This window comes from Nonomuraea marmarensis (assembly GCF_043197025.1).
GTDB classification, from domain to species: domain Bacteria; phylum Actinomycetota; class Actinomycetes; order Streptosporangiales; family Streptosporangiaceae; genus Nonomuraea; species Nonomuraea marmarensis.
Window position 1 is genome coordinate 49,275 of the sequence record NZ_JBICRM010000019.1, and the last position, 15,320, is coordinate 64,594.

The following is a 15,320-nucleotide window of genomic DNA, read 5'->3' on the forward strand; positions in this document are numbered from 1 at the left end:
GCAAAGTGGGGTGCGGCCGGTGCTCAGGGTCAGGCGAGTCGCGTACGCGGGAGCCATCGTCATGGTCGGTCTGACCGGCTGCACAGCCTCGGCGGAAACCACGCCGACACAGACACCGACACCCACCGCCAGCGGCACGACCTCCCCCACCAGCTCTCCCACGGGCACCGTCACCGGCAGCGCGCAGCCGACCGCCACCAGGCCCGCGATCAAGGTCGAGCTCAACCCCGACCGCGTCACGGCAGGCGAGATGTCCAGCGTGTGGGTCCTGGCCAACTGCCCGGTTCCGAGCGGCGGTCCCGCGCACACCGGCACGGCCGAGTCCAAGGCGTTCGTCAACGGCGTCCCGCTCAACCAGGTCCCCGCGGCGTCGATCACCCCCACTCCGACCAGCACCCCGGCCGCCGGCTCACCCTGGGTACGCGGCGAGGCGCGGGTCTCGGGAACGGTCCGGCGCGGCTCGTACCGCGTCGACGTCAAGTGCGACGGCACCAACGACATGGGCCAGGCCACGCTCAGGGTCGTCGCGGCCGAGGCGCAGCCTACCGGCGTGCCGACCAGGGCGCCCAGGGCGGGCGGCGGCGGCACGTACGCGCAGGACGCCAGCGACGAGTCCTCGATCCCGATGGGTCCGGCGGCCGCGCTGATCGGGCTGGCGCTGGCCGCGGGCATCGGCGTGGCGATCAAGCGTCGCCGGTCGTAGGACATGGCCCGCCCAGGACGGGTGGTGCTCGCGGGTGCCGTCACGGGCCTGCTGCTGGTCGCGTTCGGCAGGAGCATGCAGACCGGCACCACCGCCCCAGCCGCAGTCGTCGTGCCCCAGAGCATCGACATCCCCTCGATCGACGTCGAGGCCCCGCTGATGAAGCTCGGCCTGGCGAAGAACGGCGACGTCGAGCTGCCCCCTTATGAGAAGCCGAAGGTCGCCGGCTGGTTCTCCGGCAGCGCCGTCCCCGGCGAGAAGGGCGCCTCGGTGATCATCGGCCACGTGGACACCAAGACGGCCCCCGCCGTGTTCTACAAGCTCAGGCAGCTACGCAAGGGCGAGACCGTCGAGGTCGAACGCAGCGACGGCAAGGTCGTGCGGTTCAAGGTGGACTCCATCGAACAGGTGCACAAGGACAGCTTCCCGGCCAGGCGCGTGTACGTCGAAGACGGCCTCAAGCTGGTGACCTGCGGGGGCAAGTTCGACTACGCCAAGGGCGAATACCTGGACAACATCATCGTGTACGCCTCCAAGGCCTGAAAAACGCATTGCGTCCGGCGGGACGATGGAGGCATGAGCGTAGACACCAACCCGCCCGCGTCCGGCGCCCGCGTGCCCTGGCAGGAGGTCCATCCGCTGGTGCGCGAGGCGGTGGAGGAGTTCCTCGGCGGGCCCGTCGTCGAGGCGAACACCCAGCCCGGCGGCTTCTCCCCGGCGGCCGCGGTCCGGTTGCGCACCGAAGGCGGCCGGCGCGCCTTCGTCAAGGCCGTCGGCCCCGAGCCGAATCCCGACTCCGTGCGCATCTACCGGGCCGAGCTCGAGATCGCCGCGGCCCTGCCGGAGTCGGTGCCCGCTCCCCGGCTGCTGACCGGGTTGGAGATGGAGGGCTGGGTGGCGCTGGTCTTCGAGGACATCGAGGGCCGGCATCCCGAGATGCCGTGGCGGCGCGACGAGCTCGACCGGGTGCTCGGCGCCATCGAACGGATGTCGGCCGCGCTCACCCCTTCCCCGATCGACGCGCCGCCGATCGGCGAGGCCCTCGGCCAGGCGTTCCGCGGCTGGCGCGAGCTGCTGGAGGAGGACACCGACGGGCTCGACCCGTGGGCGGTGCGGCACCTCAAGGAGCTGGCCGAACTGGAGTCCGGCTGGGCCGCGGCGGCGGTGGGCGACAGCCTGGTCCATGCCGACCTGCGGGCCGACAACATCCTGCTCACCGGCGACCGCGTCTACGTGGTGGACTGGCCGTGGGCCTGCGTCGGCGCTCCCTGGGTCGATCTGGTGGGCATGTTGCCGTCGGTCGGGATGCAGGGCGGGCCGCGGCCGTACGAGCTGTTCACCGACCCCGATCCCGCCGTGACCGCGGTGGTCGCCGCGTTGACCGGCTATCTCGTGCGGCACGGCCGCCTGCCGGACCCGCCGGGGCTGCCCACGGTGCGCGCGTTCCAGCGGGCTCAGGGCGTGGTCGCGCTCGACTGGCTGAAGCAGCGTACCGGCTGGGTGTGACCTGTCCGGCGGGTAGGCTAAGCAGTCGTGCTGGTCCTGGCCTTTGATACCGCGACGCCCGCCGTCACCGCCGCGCTGCACGACGGGGAGCGGGTGCTCGCCGAGTCGACGACGATCGACGCCCGGCGCCACGGCGAGCTGCTCGTGCCCACCATCGAGCTCGTGCTGAGCGAGGCGGGCGCGGTGTTGCGCGACGTGACGGCCATCGTGGCGGGCAGCGGCCCCGGGCCGTACACCGGGTTGCGCGTGGGGCTGATGACCGCGCAGGGGCTCGCCACCACGCTCGGAGTGCCCGCCTACGGCGTGTGCACGCTCGACGCGGTCGCCTACGGCAGCGGGCTCGGCGAGCCGTTCCTGGTGGCGACCGACGCGCGGCGCAAAGAGGTGTTCTGGGCGCGATACGCGGACATGCGCACCCGGCTCGACGGGCCGTTCGTGGACCGGCCGGCCGAGGTGCCGATCGAGGGGTTGCCGGTCGTGGGGGCCGGTGCCGCTCTTTATCCCGAAATATTGGGACACCGGGGTGACGTGCCGCCGTACCCGTTCGCGGGGGCTCTGGGCGCCCTGGCGGCCGAGCGGCTCGCCGAGGGCACGCCGCTCGACCCGCCGCGCCCGATCTACCTGCGCAGACCCGACGCCGTGGTGCCGGGCGCGCCCAAGAGGGTGACGGCGTGAAGCTGAGGCAGATGACCGAGGCGGATCTGCCGGCGGTCATGGTGATCGAGCGGGCCACGTTCCCGCTCGACGCGTGGAGCGAGGGCATGATGCGCGGCGAGCTGTCCGAGATGCCACGCTCGCGGCACTACGTGGTGGCCCTGGTGGACGACGTGATCGTCGCGTACGCGGGGCTCGCCGCCGCGGCCGACCAGGCCGACGTGCAGACCATCGCGGTGCTGGACAAGCACCAGGGCACGGGCATCGGCAGCGCGATGCTGACCGAGCTGCTGGCCGAGGCGCGCCGCAGGGGCGCTCGGGAGATCTTCCTGGAAGTACGCGCGGACAACCCGCGGGCGCAGACGGTTTACCGGCATTTCGGGTTCGAGGACATCGGTACCCGCCGCCGCTACTACGACGACGGCACCGACGCGATCATGATGAGAAGGAAGCTCGATGACTGACGAACCCCTGGTCCTGGGGATCGAGACGTCCTGCGACGAGACCGGCATCGGCATCGTCAGGGGCCACACGCTGCTGGCCGACACGATCGCCTCCAGCATGGACGAGCACGCCAGGTTCGGTGGCGTGGTGCCCGAGGTGGCCTCGCGGGCGCACCTGGAGGCCATGACGCCGACCGTGGAGGCCGCGCTGGCCGAGGCCGGGCTGAAGTTCTCCGACATCGACGCCATCGCCGTCACCGCGGGCCCGGGGCTGGCCGGGGCGCTGCTGGTCGGCGTGGCCGCCGCCAAGTCCTACGCGCTCGGCCTCGGCGTGCCCCTCTACGGCGTCAACCACCTGGCCGCCCACGTCGCCGTCGACCAGCTGGAACACGGGCCGCTGCCGAAGCCCTGCGTCGCCATGCTGGTGTCGGGCGGCCACTCGTCGCTGCTGCTGGTGCCCGACGTGGCCGCGGACGTGATCTCGCTCGGGTCCACGGTCGACGACGCGGCCGGCGAGGCGTTCGACAAGGTGGCGCGGGTGCTGGGGCTGCCGTTCCCCGGCGGGCCGCACATCGACCGGGCGGCTCGCGACGGCTCGGGCACGGCGATCGCGTTCCCCAGGGGCAAGGTCGACGACGGCACGCTGGACTTCTCCTTCTCCGGGCTCAAGACGGCCGTGGCGCGCTGGGTCGAGGCCCGGGAGGCGTCGGGGCAGACCATCCACGTGCCCGACGTGGCCGCCTCCTTCCAGGAGGCCGTGGTCGACGTGCTGACCCGCAAGGCACTGCAGGCGTGCAAGCGATACGACGTGGGCGACCTGCTGATCGGCGGCGGCGTGGCGGCCAACTCCCGGCTGCGCGCGCTGGCCCAGGAGCGGTGCGACGCGGCCGGCGTACGCCTGCGGGTGCCGCGTCCCGGGTTGTGCACCGACAACGGCGCCATGGTCGCCGCCCTGGGCTCCGACCTGGTGGCGGCCGGCATCACGCCGTCGACGCTGGAGATCCCGGCCGACTCCTCGCTGCCGATCACCACGGTGCACGTCTGAGCCGCGCGGACGTCCCTAAAACCCCATCTTGTACGGCGGAGCCAAGGTCACGCCAACCGCCGCACGTGGCACAGCGCCTCCAGGGCGACGCCCGCTGACCCGCACGTGGCAGGCCGCCGCAACGGCGCCTGCTGCACCGTCCGAGCGGTCAGTCCTTGGCCCTGGACGGGCGCAGGAGGGCCTCGGCCAGGGCCAGCATGGTCTCCTCCAGGGCGCCGAGGCGCTTGGTCAGGTCGTTGGTCGCGGGGTGGACGATGCCGGTGACCGTGTCGGCCAGCTCGTCGCGGTCGGGGCGGGAACGTACGAGCTCGGTGAGGGCGTCGGCGGCGGCGGTGAGGCGCTCGGCCTGGTCGCCGGCCTGCGACCGGATCAGCTCGCCGACCCGCTCGGGGATGGCCAGGGCGGCGGGGAGCTGGCCCACCCGCTGGCCGACGGCCTCGATGCGGTCGTCCACGGCCTCAAGGTGCTCACCGGCCTGCTCGGCGCGGGTGGCCAGGCCGTTCATGTGGGTTTCGAGGCCGTTGAAGCGGGTGTCCACGGAGTCGAAGCGGCCGCTCAGGTGCTCCTCGGCCTCGACCAGCCGCTCGTCGATGGCGTCCATCTGGGTGTCGAGCTTGTTGAAGCGGCCCTCGTTGCGGGTGGCGCCCTCGCTGAGGTGCTGGTCGGTGGTCGCCAAGCGCTCGTCGAGCGTGGTGAAGCGGGCATCGACGCGTACGTCGAGCGCGTCGAAGCGGTCGTCGTGGCGCCCGAGGTGGCCGTCCACGGTGCCCAGCCGCTTGTTGACCGCGCCGAGCTGGCTGTCCATGGACGTGAGCCGCTTGTCGACGCCGCCCACCCTGCCGTCGATGCCGTCGAGCCTGGTGTCGATGTCGGCCAGGCACTCGTCGGCGGACTCCAGACGGCTGTCGAAGCCGGTCAGCCTGCTGTCCAGGCCCGTGAGCTTGCCCTCGGCCCGGTCGAGCCGGGCGTCCACGCCGCTGAGCCTGGCCGTCAGGCGCTGCTCGCTCTCGCCGAGTTGCACGGCGAGGTGCTGGTCGGTCTCGTCCAGCCTGGTCGTGAGGCGTTGCTCGACGTCGGCCAGGCGGGCCGCGACCTGATCGTCGGCCTCCTTGAGCCGGGTGACGAGCCGGTCGTCCGCCTCGAGGAGGCTCCTGGCCAGGCGCTGGTCGGTCTCGTCCAGCCGGGCGGTGAGCCCTTTGTCGGTTTCGTGCAGCCGGGCAGTGATTCGCTGGTCAGTCTCTTCCAGGCGTGCGTTGAGGCTCTGGTCGGTCTGCTCCAGCCGTACGGTGAGACCTTGGTCGGTCTCGTCGAGGCGGGCGGTGAGCCGTTGCTCGGCGGCGTCCATCTTGATGGCCACCTGCTCGGCCGTGCCGGCGACGCCCTCCGACACCTCGCTGACCACGATCTCCACGCGGTCGGTGCGGGCGGTCAGCTCCGACATTGACTTGTCGAGCCTGGTGAAGCGGCCGGCGGCGGCCTCCATGCTGGAGTTGAGACTGGCCAGCTTGGTGGCGAAGTCCGACATCCCCCTGGTGATGCCATCAGTGGTGTCGAGTACGGACTGCAGCCGGTTGAGCGCTTCGTCCACGCTCTCGCCCACGGTGCCGAGGTCGGCCCAGAGACTCGGCAACTCGGAGACCGGCGCCACGCGGGCGTCCACGTTGCCCACCCGCTCCCCGACGGCGTCCACATGGTCGCGTACGGCCTCCACGTGCTGTGCCAGCCCCTCCGCCCACATCGGCGGCTTGGCGGTGATGTCGTCCAGCCGCCCGCTGACCGCCTCCAGGGTGCCGCTGAGGCCGCCGAGCTCGCGTTCGCGGACCTCGCGCAGCAGCCACTCCATGCCTTCGAGCCGCTGGCGGATCTCGTCGAGCACGGCTCCCTGCGTGCGCTGCTCGTACACGTGGTCTTGGGCGGCGCGGTTGAGCAGATCTCGCATTCGCTCGGAGACGGCGGTATGGGCGCCTGCCTGAAGAAGGGTGGTGTGGTTGGAATTGTCCACCGAAAGCTCCTTCGCTCGCCGACGGTCTGCCGCGCAGCGGTGGGGTAGGTCCGGTTTGCAGATGAAAGAGCGAGAACGCGGTTAACCGCATTAGGGGGAAGAACTCCCGCCCGCCCACCTTAGCCTCTCGATCAAGGTCCGTCAGGGGTGAATTGAAAGATCGCGCTTAGCCGCTCAATGACCGGTTTCGGTGGCGTTCAGGCTGGTGGGGGCGTGTTGCAGATGAGTACCGATGGTTTATCGATAATCCGGGTCAAGATGATTACTGCAGACTTGTCGCCGTTTAGTCGGAGGTCGGTGCGCAGGCGTTCGATGTCGATGGCGGAGCCGCGCTTCTTGATGGTGACATTACCGATTTGCCGCCTTCGGAGTTCGGCCCGGAGCCTTTTTAGCGAGAACGGCAGGACTTCCGCTATTTCGTATCTCGCGGCCCATGGGGTTTCTATCGGGTCATCGCCGGTGATGTAGGCGATCATCGGGTCGGGCAGGCGGCCGTCGACCATTTCGGCCACCTCGCCGACGAGGTGCGCGCGGATCGCGGCGCCGTCCGGCTCGAAGAGGTAGCGCCCGACGGGGCCGACGGGGGCCTGGGCTCCGGTGGCCGTCAGGGTGTGCCCGCCCGGCAGCAGCGTGGCCCGCCTCCCACCGCCCTCCTGCCCGCCGCTCCGGCCGCCCTCCTGGTCGGCCTTCTGGTCGGTCTTCGGCCAGTTCCAGAGGGTCGCTTCCTTGACCTCGCCCTTGAACGAGACCCATTCGGTCTCGGCGCCTTCGGGGATGAACTCGTACGGGATGCCGGGGGCGACCTTGAGGCACGCCCTGCGGGCCCCGGAGAGCAGGTCCAGCACCACGGGCCACGGCGGTGAGTAGGCCATGGGGTCGAACGTCCTGCCCCTGCTCGTACGCCGGGCCGGGTCGGCGAACAGGACGTCGTACTCTTCGGGCCTGATGCTCGCCGCGTCCCCCACGGTCACCGTGATCCTGGTCCCCAGCCCGAGCGCCTCGGCGTTGGCCCTGGCCACGGCCACGGTCAGTGGGTCGGTGTCCACGGCTGTCACGGTGCAGCCGGCCCGGGCCAGCGCGAGGAAGTCGCCACCGATGCCGCAACAGGCATCCACCACCCTCGGCCCGTCCGCCGGGGACGCGGCGATGATGCGGCGGGCGCGGTGCTCGGCCACCTCGGTCCGGGTGGCCTGCTCCAGGCCGTGCGGCGTGAAGTACATCCGCCCGGCGTCCTCGCCGAACTTGGCCCTGGCCCGTTCCCTGAGCCCGGCCTGGGTGAGGGCGGCGGAGGTGAGCGCGGCGTCGTACGTCTTGCGGAGTTTCGTGGCGGCGGCGACCGGGTCGGCGGCGGTCAGCTCCTGGGCCTCGGCGAGCGCTCGCTGCCCGAGCGGGGTCAGCAGTGCGGTGAAGGCGTCGAGGTCCACATCACACGACGTTATCGCCCTGCGGGAGCGCTCGTACCGACGCGCCATGAGAGGTCAAGTGGTAGGTGTCTAGGGGAAGGTCCCTGGGTCTGATCGCTCTCAGCAGACGCGTTCGTGTTGACTGTCAAGCCCCTCTTGCATATGTTTCCTGTTGGCACTCTCCCCTTGAGAGTGCCAACGTGCGACGAGGCAGGTCTGACACCCGCGACGGCAGGCCCAGCTGGTCGCCTCTTCTAGATCAAACAAATCTGAAGGGGAGGTCCGATCGTGACGACCGCCACCAAGGTTCCCGTTAAGCCGCTCGGCGACCGCATTGTGGTTCAGCCGCTAGAGGCCGAGCAGACCACCGCTTCCGGCCTGGTCATCCCGGACACCGCCAAGGAGAAGCCGCAAGAGGGCAAGGTCCTCGCGGTGGGCCCTGGCAACTGGGACGAGGACGGCGACAAGCGGATTCCGCTCGACGTCTCGGAGGGCGACATCGTCCTCTACAGCAAGTACGGCGGCACCGAGGTCAAGTACGGCGGCGAGGAGTACCTCGTGCTCTCCGCCCGCGATGTTCTCGCGATCATCGAGAAGTAAGCCGGATGTGTCGAGCCCCGGGCGCTTGTGAGGGCGGCCGGGGCTTTCGACGCTAGGAGAGGACATTCAGCAATGGCGAAGATCCTGGAGTTCAACGAGGACGCCCGCCGCGCTCTTGAGCGTGGTGTGAACGCCCTCGCGGACGCCGTGAAGGTTACCCTCGGCCCGCGTGGCCGCAACGTCGTCATCGACAAGAAGTTCGGTGCTCCGACGATCACGAACGATGGTGTGACCATCGCTCGTGAGATCGAGCTGGAGGAGCGCTACGAAAACCTCGGCGCCCAGCTCGCCAAGGAAGTTGCCACCAAGACCAACGACATCGCGGGCGACGGCACCACCACCGCGACCGTCCTGGCCCAGGCCATGGTCCGCGAGGGCCTGCGCAACGTGGCCGCCGGCGCGTCGCCGCTGTCGCTCAAGCGCGGCATCGACAAGGCCGCCAAGGTGATCAGCGACAAGCTGCTCGCCAGCGCCCGCCCGGTCGAGGACAAGAAGGAGATCGCCAACGTCGCGACGATCTCCGCTCAGGACGCGCAGATCGGCGACCTGATCGCCGAGGCGTTCGACAAGGTGGGCAAGGACGGTGTCCTCACCGTCGAAGAGTCCAACGCCATGGGCATGGAGCTCGAGTTCACCGAGGGCATGCAGTTCGACAAGGGCTACCTGTCGGCCTACATGGTGACCGACCCCGAGCGGATGGAGTCCGTCCTCGAGGACGCCTACATCCTGCTCACCCAGAGCAAGATCGCCTCCATCGCGGACTTCCTGCCGCTGCTGGAGCAGATCGCCCAGACGAAGAAGCCGCTGCTCGTGGTCGCCGAGGACGTCGAGGGCGAGGCCCTGGCCGTCCTGGTCACCAACAAGATCCGCGGCACGTTCACCTCCGTGGGCGTCAAAGCCCCCGGCTTCGGCGACCGCCGCAAGGCGATGCTGCAGGACATGGCCATCCTCACCGGCGGCCAGGTCGTCAGCGAGGAGGTCGGCCTCAAGCTCGAGCACGTCGGCCTCGAGGTGCTCGGCCAGGCCCGCCGCGTCGTCGTCACCAAGGACGCCACGACCATTGTCGACGGCGCCGGCGACGCGCAGGCCATCGAGGACCGCGTCAAGGAGATCAAGATTGCCATCGAGCAGTCCGACTCCGACTGGGACCGCGAGAAGCTGCAGGAGCGGCTGGCCAAGCTCGCCGGCGGTGTGTGCGTGCTGCGTGTCGGCGCCGCCACCGAGGTGGAGCTGAAGGAGAAGAAGCACCGCCTGGAGGACGCGATCTCCGCGACGCGCGCCGCCATCGAGGAGGGCATCGTCTCCGGCGGTGGCTCCGCGCTGATCCACGTCTCCAAGGACCTCGACGACCTCGGCCTGACGGGCGACGAGGCCACGGGTGTCGGCGTCGTACGCCGCGCCCTGGTGGAGCCGGCCCGCTGGATCGCCGAGAACGCCGGCCTCGAGGGCTACGTGGTGACGCACAAGATCGCCGAGCTGTCGCCCGGCGAGGGCCTCAACGCGGCCACCGGCGAATACGGCAACCTGATCGACCAGGGTGTCATCGACCCGGTGAAGGTCACGCGGTCGGCCGTGCAGAACGCGGCTTCGATCGCGGGCATGCTGCTCACCACCGAGGTGCTCGTGGTGGACAAGCCCGAGGAGGAGGCCCCGGCCAACGGCCAGGGTCACGGTCACGGCCACGGCCACTGACCGGTCCCCGTCCCTCTCGCCACGGCCCGCACCCCTTCGGAGGGGGTGCGGGCCGTGCGGGTTTTGTGGTGCCGTACCGGAATCGAGTGTGAGGAGGCGGTGGAGGATGCGATACGGGCGGGCGGCGGAGCGGTTGCGGATGCTCGCCGAGGCGTGTGAGCAGACCAAACGCGTACCGACGGAAGAGCCGTTCCTGCGCGAGGCGTACGTCTTCGGCGACCTGCTGGACGGAGCCGATCCCATTGATCACATCGAGGTCGTCTTCGTGCTGAACCTGCCGCCGGAGAAGGTGGCTTGGGGGTCTCATCCGCCGGGCACCGCGTGGCTGGTCGACTTCCTGCGGCTGGACAAAGGTGGAATCGCCTACTGGTGGCGCTCCTTCCAGGATCCGGTGGGGAACCACCTCATCCGTAGCCCGGTCCGGTTCTGGTCACTGGGTGGGCCCGAGAAAGCCGTGCTCGATGCGCTGGCCGGGCGTCGCTTCAACCTGCTGCGCCGGGTGACGCCTGATGCTGAGGAGGAGCGGGCCCAGGTCGCCGGTGAGCTCCAGACGGCCCTGGACCACTTGCGCGCTGTACACGGCTCGTACTGGGACCGCCAGTGGCGTCGGGAGCATCGCGGGCTCGGCCGGTATCCGGAGCATCACCTGTGGGAGGCCGTTCAGGGGTATCTGGATCTGCTCGACGTACACGATGAACGATCGGATTCCCGTTGACGGGCGGGCCCTCGCTTGTCCGCCGGGATCCCGTCTGGAGCTCCTGGCGGTTTGGGGGAAAGTGGGGGAGAAGGTGGGTTATTGGAGTAAACCGGGAGTGGGTGATAAGCGTCTATGGTCTGACAATTGTCGTGCATTGCGGGTTATCGGATGAAATATTATGTCAGTAGTTAAGGCTTAGTGTGGTCGTTCGATTACTGTTTGTTATCGTCGCTTCAATGTGACCAATCCGTAGCCGTTCGCCATGACGACAGGCCCGATCAGTGCGGGCATCATGCCTAACGTGAGCGAGGGAAGCGTCGCCGACGCCAAAATTGGGGTAAGGCTCGCGTCGAGACTTCCGGCACGGACGGATGACTCCGACCTTAGGGAACTGACAAGCCTCGCCGTGCAGGGAGATCGCAGTGCGATCGAATCCTTGCTAGGTGAGTTGCGTCCGATGGTGGTGCGGTATTGCCGTGCCAGGCTGGGCAGGGTTTCAGGGCAATATCACATTGCCGATGACGTAGCCCAGGAGGTGTGCATCGCGGTCCTGTCCGCGCTGCCGCGATACCGGGACATGGGGCGGCCCTTCGCCTCCTTCGTGTTCGGGATCGCCTCGCACAAAGTGGCCGATGCGCTGCGGAGTTCCGTGCGTTCGGCCGTACCTACTCAGGATCTGCCCGATGGGCCGGACGACGGGCCCGGGCCAGAGGAGACGGTGGTCCGCTACATCGAGGTCGAGTACGCGCGCAGGTTGCTGGCCAGGCTGCCCGAGAATCAGAGGGAGTTGCTGCTGATGCGGGTGGTGTCGGGGCTGTCGGCTGAGGAGACCGGTAATGTACTCGGTATGTCACCAGGTGCGGTCCGCGTCGCTCAGCATCGGGCGCTGGCCAGGTTGCGGCAGATGGCCGAGCTGGAGTCGGCTTGACGCCAGAGGACGAGACCGATGCGCTGCTCGACGCGCTCGGTCGTGGAGAGGTGCCTGACTCAGGCGATCCAGCGGTGCGGTTGCTGGCCGTGCTGCTGGATGATGTCGGTCAGCGGCGTTCCTCCGTGTCGATGACGCCATCGACATAGCCTCTGGCGTACTCCCAGCTGACATAGTCGGCCGGGTCCGGGTGAAAGGCCGGCTCGTGGACCTGCGGCTGGCCTTTCTCGATCATCTGTCGTAGGTTGCCGCGCAGCAGCTCCCAGTCGAAGAAGTGCTGCTCGCCGCATTCCGGGCAGTCGAGCACGAGGCCGAGCACGCCCTGCGGTTCGAGCAGGGAGCGAAAGACCTCGACGTCGGCGAGGTCGGTGATGGCCTCGTCGCGCTCGGCCGCGGTGAGTGGCTCGGCGTCGTCGAGCGCGTCCATCGCCGAGGAAGGGTCGTTCGGGTCGTCCGCGAACGGGTCGCGGGGGACGTCTTCCAGCACCTTCCCACCATATGACCGAAGCGGCTCGAGCGGTGGGTATTGGCTCAGCCATCCGCCGCATGACGGATCAGCCATCCGCAGGTTGCAGGCTCAGCCGTCCGCGAGCTTGTGGCGGATCAGTGGCGTCGTCCCGCTGGTGGGGACGTTCCGGTGCAGGGGCAGTAGGGGCTGACGGGGTGCCAGGTTCCGGGTCTGCGAGCCGTTAGCTCAGCCATCCGCGTCTGGTCGCCTCCACCCCCGCGTGGAAGCGTGATTGGGCGCCCAGTTGGGCTATGGCGTCCGCGAATCTGGCCCGGACCGTCCTGACCGAGACGCCCAGCTGGCGGGCTATCGAGTCGTCGCACATGCCCTGTGCCGCCAGGCGCAGCACCTGCACCATCCCGTCGCCCCCGCGGCTCCATGGCAGGGGTACGGCTCTGCCCCACAGCTCGTTGAAGAGCGCGCGGAGCACGCCCACGACGATCGGGGTGCGTACGAGATAGAAGTTGTACGCGTGGTCGGGCAGGTTGCCGCCCCACAGCGCGGGTAGGCCGGCGACCTCGGAGCCCGCGGTCATGAACCAGCTCGGCACCCGGTCCAGCGTGCGTACTTTGCCGCCGGTTTCGAGCAGGCGGGTGAGCATGTCGCGGACGCCCGGCAACAGGAGGGTGGTGACTGGGATGATCGCTTGGACCGTGAGGAGGTCTCGTTTCTGCGCATCAATCCATGGATCCGCAAATTTCCGGGCAAAGTCGGTCATGGTGCGCTCGTCGGGAATGCCGGTGAGTAATGCCATTGGCGGGGACTGTACGGCGATGCCCACCACGCTCTCGTACAGCACGTCCGCCCCGCTCACCATCTCCACCGTGAAATGGCCGCTCTGGTAGTCACGCCCGGCGTCGTAGTCGCGGATCAGGCCGCGGATCGAGCCGAGCGCGGAGTCGATCATGCGGCTCTCCTCGGCCAGCCGGTCGAGCCGCTCGGCGATCAGCCGGCCGAGCGCCGCGGCGGGGTGCCTGGCCAGGTATTCCCCGGACTGCTCGTCCACCACCCCCAGCTTGACCAGGTCGTCGAGCTGGCGGGCGATCTTCTCGACGGGTCCGTCCATGGCCTGCGCGAGATCGGTGCGGGTGGCTCTGTGCAGACGCAGGATCGCCGAGTAGAGCGCGGTCTGGGCAGGGTCGAGGCCCAGCGTCTCGAAGGGATCGGACACGGTTGTGGGGTCGTTGCGCATTAGGGGCGGCTCCGTTGGGGGGACACGGGCGTGCCGCGAGGATAACTCCGCATTACGCTTGTGTCCGCTCGTTCCGATGACTCGCCGGATGGGACGTGCAACTTCGTGCAATTGCACGTTTTCACATTGCGTTGTTCCGTTGAGTAACGCAGTCTTTACCTAGCGTCGGCATCCTGAAGGGCGCGGAAGCGCTTAGCCATCAGGACGCGGAGGGGGGTTCGGTGGCGCGATGCGCCGCCTCGCCCGGGTGCCGGTGGCCGGAGGATGGGACGGATCACCGACCGTCCCATCCTCCGGCTCTTTCGATGCCGGGAGTACGACGGGCCGTGGGGGTCATCGTGCTCCCGGCATCCGGCGGCGGCGTCTGGCGACCGAGCCCGCCTCACGGAGTGAGGCCGTGAAACGCGTTTTGGAGGCAGGCCCTAGACTTGGCTGAATCAGTGCAGAGGCAGGAGGGGCCGCGGCATGTCCAAGTTCACCGAGACGGGTCTGACCTTCGATGATGTGCTGCTGGTGCCCGGATATTCAGACCTCCAGCCGGGGGAGGCCGACACCAGGTCGCGCCTGTCCCGGGGCATCACGCTATCCATCCCGCTGGTCTCCGCGGCCATGGACACCGTTACCGAGGCCCGCATGGCGGTCGCCATGGCGCGGCAGGGCGGCATCGGCATCCTGCATCGCAACCTGTCGGTCGAGGAGCAGGCCCAGCAGGTTGACCTGGTCAAGCGGTCCGAGGCCGGGATGGTCACCAATCCGGTGACCTGCAGCCCGGACGACACGCTGGCCGACGTCGAGCGGTTGTGCGCGACGTACCGGATCTCGGGTGTGCCTGTGACGGACATGTCGGGCACACTGCTTGGGATCGTGACAAATCGTGATATGCGGTTCGAGACCGACCAGTCGCGGCCCGTGCGCGCGGTCATGACCAAGATGCCGCTGGTCACCGCGCCGGTGGGGGTGTCGCGCGACGACGCGTTCGCCCTGCTCAGGGCGAACAAGATCGAGAAGCTGCCGCTGGTCGACTCCGACGGCCGGTTGCGCGGGCTGATCACGGTCAAGGACTTCACCAAGAGCGAGCAGTATCCCCTGTCCACCAAAGACGCCGACGGCCGTCTGGTCGTGGGGGCGGCCGTGGGCGTCGGCGGCGACGCCGAGGTCAGGGCCAAGGCGCTGATCGAGGCCGGGGTCGACGTGGTGGTCGTGGACGTGGCCCACGGGCACTCCAGGGGGCTGGCCGAGATGATCGCGAAGGTCAAGGCCAACAGCAAGGTCGAGGTCATCGGCGGCAACATCGCGACCAGGGCCGGGGCGCAGATGCTGGTCGACGCCGGGGCGGACGCGGTCAAGGTGGGCGTGGGGCCGGGGTCCATCTGCACCACCCGGGTGGTGGCCGGGGTCGGGGCGCCGCAGGTCACGGCCATTTACGAGGCTTCCCAAGCGTGTGCGCCCGCCGGTGTGCCGGTCATCGGGGACGGCGGGCTGCAGTATTCCGGGGACATCGTCAAGGCCATCGCGGCCGGTGCGGACACGGTCATGCTGGGCTCGTTGCTCGCCGGGTGCGAGGAGTCGCCCGGTGAGCTGATCTTCATCAACGGCAAGCAGTTCAAGTCGTACCGGGGGATGGGGTCGCTCGGCGCCGTACGCAATCGCGAGCGCGGCGGCACCTCTTTCAGCAAGGACCGCTACGCCCAGGCGGACGTCGGCGGCGAGGACAAGTACATCCCCGAGGGCATCGAGGGTCAGGTGCCCTACCGCGGGCCGGTCGCGGCCGTCGCGCACCAGCTCATCGGCGGGTTGCGGCAGGGCATGTGGTACGCCGGCTGCCGCACGATCACCCAGATGCACACCGACTGCGAGCTCATGCCGATCACGGCGGCGGGTCTCAAGGAGAGCCATCCCCACGACATCCAGATGACCGTGGAAGCTCCGAACTATCACAGAAGGTAA

The 15,320-nt window shown here is 69.1% G+C and carries 15 protein-coding genes; 11 read left to right on the forward strand and 4 right to left on the reverse strand.

The genetic code is table 11. From position 1 onward, the window contains the following. Positions 1–19: 19 nt before the first annotated feature. The 6 genes from ACFLIM_RS28380 to tsaD are packed head-to-tail and all read left to right on the forward strand — an operon-like array spanning position 20 to position 4,351. Complete coding sequence (locus tag ACFLIM_RS28380) at positions 20–703, forward strand: hypothetical protein (protein ID WP_393170538.1); 684 nt, start codon at positions 20–22, stop codon at positions 701–703. A 3-nt stretch (positions 704–706) separates the two neighbouring features. Then, entirely contained in the window at positions 707–1,246 is a 540-nt protein-coding gene (locus ACFLIM_RS28385) for a class F sortase (RefSeq protein ID WP_393170540.1), read from the forward strand. A gap of 33 nt (positions 1,247–1,279) precedes the next feature. Further along, complete coding sequence (locus ACFLIM_RS28390) at positions 1,280–2,209, forward strand: aminoglycoside phosphotransferase family protein (protein ID WP_393170542.1); 930 nt, start codon at positions 1,280–1,282, stop codon at positions 2,207–2,209. 27 nt (positions 2,210–2,236) lie between these two features. After that, positions 2,237–2,884 (forward strand): tRNA (adenosine(37)-N6)-threonylcarbamoyltransferase complex dimerization subunit type 1 TsaB, encoded by a 648-nt coding sequence (gene tsaB, locus ACFLIM_RS28395; protein WP_393170544.1) that lies wholly within the window; start codon positions 2,237–2,239, stop codon positions 2,882–2,884. 11 nt (positions 2,885–2,895) lie between these two features. Beyond that, positions 2,896–3,327, forward strand: coding sequence for a ribosomal protein S18-alanine N-acetyltransferase (rimI, locus tag ACFLIM_RS28400; protein WP_393170790.1), 432 nt, complete (start codon positions 2,896–2,898; stop codon positions 3,325–3,327). Further along, a complete protein-coding gene (gene tsaD / locus ACFLIM_RS28405) occupies positions 3,320–4,351 on the forward strand; it encodes a tRNA (adenosine(37)-N6)-threonylcarbamoyltransferase complex transferase subunit TsaD (protein WP_393170545.1) in 1,032 nt (343 codons plus the stop codon). The genes rimI and tsaD overlap by 8 nt, the downstream gene beginning before the upstream one ends. Before the next feature lie 148 nt (positions 4,352–4,499). Here tsaD and ACFLIM_RS28410 read toward each other — a convergent pair whose 3' ends face one another. Both ACFLIM_RS28410 and ACFLIM_RS28415 read right to left on the reverse strand, forming a co-directional pair. Next, a complete protein-coding gene (locus ACFLIM_RS28410; RefSeq protein WP_393170547.1) occupies positions 4,500–6,353 on the reverse strand; it encodes a hypothetical protein in 1,854 nt (617 codons plus the stop codon). A gap of 197 nt (positions 6,354–6,550) precedes the next feature. Further along, the gene (locus ACFLIM_RS28415; protein WP_393170549.1) at positions 6,551–7,777 is read right to left on the reverse strand and encodes a THUMP-like domain-containing protein; all 1,227 of its coding nucleotides are present in this window, start codon (positions 7,775–7,777) and stop codon (positions 6,551–6,553) included. A gap of 267 nt (positions 7,778–8,044) precedes the next feature. On the opposite strand from ACFLIM_RS28415, the gene groES reads away from it, so the two are divergent. The 4 genes from groES (at position 8,045) to ACFLIM_RS28435 (ending at position 11,673) form a co-directional block, all read left to right on the forward strand. Continuing rightward, positions 8,045–8,356: a co-chaperone GroES gene (gene groES, locus ACFLIM_RS28420; protein WP_043623565.1), complete on the forward strand. Its 312-nt coding sequence runs from the start codon at positions 8,045–8,047 to the stop codon at positions 8,354–8,356. 72 nt (positions 8,357–8,428) lie between these two features. Further along, complete coding sequence (groL, locus tag ACFLIM_RS28425) at positions 8,429–10,048, forward strand: chaperonin GroEL (protein WP_393170551.1); 1,620 nt, start codon at positions 8,429–8,431, stop codon at positions 10,046–10,048. 106 nt (positions 10,049–10,154) lie between these two features. Continuing rightward, the gene (locus ACFLIM_RS28430) at positions 10,155–10,763 is read left to right on the forward strand and encodes a DUF7711 family protein (RefSeq protein WP_393170553.1); all 609 of its coding nucleotides are present in this window, start codon (positions 10,155–10,157) and stop codon (positions 10,761–10,763) included. Positions 10,764–11,037: 274 nt separating this feature from the next. Continuing rightward, positions 11,038–11,673: a sigma-70 family RNA polymerase sigma factor gene (locus ACFLIM_RS28435; protein ID WP_393170792.1), complete on the forward strand. Its 636-nt coding sequence runs from the start codon at positions 11,038–11,040 to the stop codon at positions 11,671–11,673. 109 nt (positions 11,674–11,782) lie between these two features. Here the strand turns inward: ACFLIM_RS28435 and ACFLIM_RS28440 are convergent, their stop codons facing one another. Together ACFLIM_RS28440 and ACFLIM_RS28445 are read right to left on the reverse strand one after the other, a co-directional pair. Then, on the reverse strand, positions 11,783–12,160 hold the full coding sequence (locus ACFLIM_RS28440) for a DUF5319 domain-containing protein (protein WP_393170555.1): 378 nt from the start codon (positions 12,158–12,160) through the stop codon (positions 11,783–11,785). A gap of 202 nt (positions 12,161–12,362) precedes the next feature. Further along, positions 12,363–13,373, reverse strand: coding sequence for a helix-turn-helix transcriptional regulator (locus ACFLIM_RS28445; protein ID WP_393170556.1), 1,011 nt, complete (start codon positions 13,371–13,373; stop codon positions 12,363–12,365). A gap of 465 nt (positions 13,374–13,838) precedes the next feature. Between ACFLIM_RS28445 and guaB the strand changes: the two genes are divergently transcribed. After that, on the forward strand, positions 13,839–15,320 hold the full coding sequence (gene guaB / locus ACFLIM_RS28450) for an IMP dehydrogenase (RefSeq protein WP_393170557.1): 1,482 nt from the start codon (positions 13,839–13,841) through the stop codon (positions 15,318–15,320).